We start from the raw sequence: 2,400 nt of genomic DNA on the forward strand, positions 1-2,400 counted from the left end.
ACCGTCTTGCGCCTGTCGCCGACGAAGTCGCCTTGCGCGTCGGTGCGGACCGAGATGCCGTAGCCCTCGAACCAGGTGCGGTAGCGCGGATCTTCGGTGGCTGCTGACGCCCCGCCGCCGCCGGGATTGGTCCGGAACGCCCGGTTGACGCCACCGGATGCCTGGTTGCCGAGCCGCTCCAGGAAATTCGAGCCGAGATTGAGCGCGCCGTTGCCGACCGACTGGTCGTAATTCGTCGAGGACGCCGTCGGCGTGGGGGCTGGCGGAGGCGGGGCGACCTGAGCAAAAGCGGGAGCGGCCGTCGCCATCAAACCGAGCGCGACCGTGCCCACGACCCAATTCGTCGTCAGACGAACCCGGTCCGCTCCCATCACCTGCCGTGTCCCGGAGAGCTGCGACGTGCAGCGCATGACAATGAATCCCGAAGCAAATGGCCGCGCGCAAGAATGCAACAGAGTCTGCGACGCGTGCATCGATTTGTGCCGAACTGCCACGGAGGGTCAACCGCCTGGCATGTACGACAGAGGCTATTGCCTCGATTGTGGTTCCGCTGCCACAGGTCGCAAATTGCAACCAGCGCCCCCCGATCCGGCCTTGAAATCGGAGCGCGGCTTGCTAAGGGCCGATTTTCATGTTGCAATGTTGGCCACAATCGGAATTGGCCGCGCTGTGCGTTTCGCGACGATGAGACTCGAACAGACTTCCGGAAGCCCGTTTGTGGCGTGGCACGCGAAAAGCGGCCGCGTCTTTTTTATCTAGTGGAGGAGACTGAGGATGCCACAAAAGGGCACCGTCAAATGGTTCAACCCGACCAAGGGCTATGGGTTCATCAAGCCGAACGGCAGCGACAAGGACGTGTTCGTCCATATCTCCGCCGTCGAGCGCGCCGGACTCTCGACCCTCAACGAAAACCAGGTGGTTGAATACGACCTCGTGGAGAACCGCGGCAAAGCATCCGCGGAGAACCTCAAGGTCTCCTGACTTCTCTCAAGCCTGACAAGCGAGAGATCATGACGTTGCCCCCGGCTCTGCCGGGGGTTTTTGTTTGTGAGGACCGCCGCGAGGACGGCGCTTCAGCTCACCATCGGCGCAACCAGAAAATTCTCCGAAGCCCCACTCCCCGCCGTCTTGCAGACGTCGCCCTCGATCTTGACCTTGCCGGTCGCGAGCAGCCGCAGCGCCGCGGGATAGATGCGGTGCTCGACTTCGAGGATGCGCTCGGACAGCGTATCTCCCGTGTCCTGATCGCTGACGGGAACCGCGCCCTGCATCACGATTGGACCGGCGTCAGTCTCGGGGATCACGAAGTGCACCGTCGCGCCGGACAGTTTGACGCCGGCGCGCAGGGCCTGGCCGTGCGGGTCGAGGCCGGGGAAGGACGGCAGCAGCGAGGGATGGATGTTGAGCATCCGCCCATACCAGGCTTTTGTGAACTCGGCCGTGAACAGGCGCATGAAGCCGCCGAGACAGATCAGCTCGATGCCGTGCTGGTCGAGGGCTGCCTGGAGCACTTTCTCGAAACCGGCGCGGTCCTTGCCGAACGGCTTGCTCTCGATCACCAGCGTGGTGACGCCGCTCGCCTTGGCTCGTTCCAGCCCCGGCGCATCAGCCTTGTTCGAGATCACGAGCGAGATCTCGGCCGGGAAATCCGTAGCGCTGGCGGCCCTGATCAGCGCGGACATGTTGGAGCCGCGACCGGAAATCAGGATGGCGACGCGGCGCTTCATCACAGCGCCATGTCGAGGTGACCGTTATAGACGACGCGGTGCTCGCCCTCGGCCGGGATCACGGTGCCGAGCTGGGCCACGGTCTCGCCGGCGTCGGCGAAGACCTCGATCACCTTGTCGACCTGGTCCGGCTCGACGATCGCGATCATGCCGATGCCGCAGTTGAAGGTGCGCAGCATTTCGAGCTCGGCGATGCCGGCCTGCGCGGCCAGCCATTTGAACACCGGCAGCACCGGCAGGCGTGCCAGATCGATGCCGACGCCAAGATTCTTCGGCAGCACGCGCGGAATGTTGTCGGTGAAGCCGCCGCCGGTGATGTGGGCGAGCCCCTTCACCGCGCCGGTCTCGCGGATCGCGCGCAGGCAGGATTTGACGTAGAGCTTGGTCGGCGTCAGCAGCGCGCCGCCGAGCGTCATGACCGGGGCGAACGGCGCCGGTGCGGCGAAGCCGAGGCCCGATTGTTCCACGATCTTGCGCACCAGCGAGAAGCCGTTGGAATGCACGCCCGACGAGGCGAGACCAATCACGGCATCGCCTGCGGCGATGTCCTTGCGCGGCAGCAGCGTACCCCGCTCCGCGGCGCCGACGGCAAAGCCGCCGAGGTCATAGTCGCCGTCCTTGTAGAGGCCGGGCATCTCGGCGGTTTCGCCGCCGATCAGGGCGCAGCCGGATT

Annotated in this window: 3 protein-coding genes and 1 pseudogene; 1 reads left to right on the top strand and 3 read right to left on the bottom strand. The window is 64.9% G+C overall.

The features are described 5' to 3' along the window. Positions 1–410, bottom strand: a pseudogene (locus MOV75_RS34770) (autotransporter domain-containing protein); the annotation flags it as partial. A gap of 364 nt (positions 411–774) precedes the next feature. Between MOV75_RS34770 and MOV75_RS34775 the strand changes: the two are divergent. Next, positions 775–981: a cold-shock protein gene (locus MOV75_RS34775; protein WP_007591938.1), complete on the top strand. Its 207-nt coding sequence runs from the start codon at positions 775–777 to the stop codon at positions 979–981. A gap of 92 nt (positions 982–1,073) precedes the next feature. On the opposite strand, the gene purN is transcribed toward MOV75_RS34775, so the two are convergent. Beyond that, the gene (gene purN / locus MOV75_RS34780) at positions 1,074–1,727 is read right to left on the bottom strand and encodes a phosphoribosylglycinamide formyltransferase (protein ID WP_247007600.1); all 654 of its coding nucleotides are present in this window, start codon (positions 1,725–1,727) and stop codon (positions 1,074–1,076) included. After that, a partial coding sequence (purM, locus tag MOV75_RS34785; RefSeq protein ID WP_247007602.1) for a phosphoribosylformylglycinamidine cyclo-ligase occupies positions 1,727–2,400 on the bottom strand: 674 nt, incomplete at its 5' end. The genes purN and purM, both read right to left, overlap by 1 nt.

Origin of the sequence: Bradyrhizobium sp. PRIMUS42, assembly GCF_023006515.1 — a bacterium.
Taxonomy (GTDB): Bacteria; Pseudomonadota; Alphaproteobacteria; order Rhizobiales; family Xanthobacteraceae; genus Bradyrhizobium.

Bases quoted from the DNA above. Each gene is read 5' to 3' on its own strand.
- MOV75_RS34775 (WP_007591938.1), top strand. From the start codon at position 775: ATGCCACAAAAGGGCACCGTCAAATGGTTCAACCCGACCAAGGGCTAT.
- purN (WP_247007600.1), bottom strand. From the start codon at position 1,727: ATGAAGCGCCGCGTCGCCATCCTGATTTCCGGTCGCGGCTCCAACATG.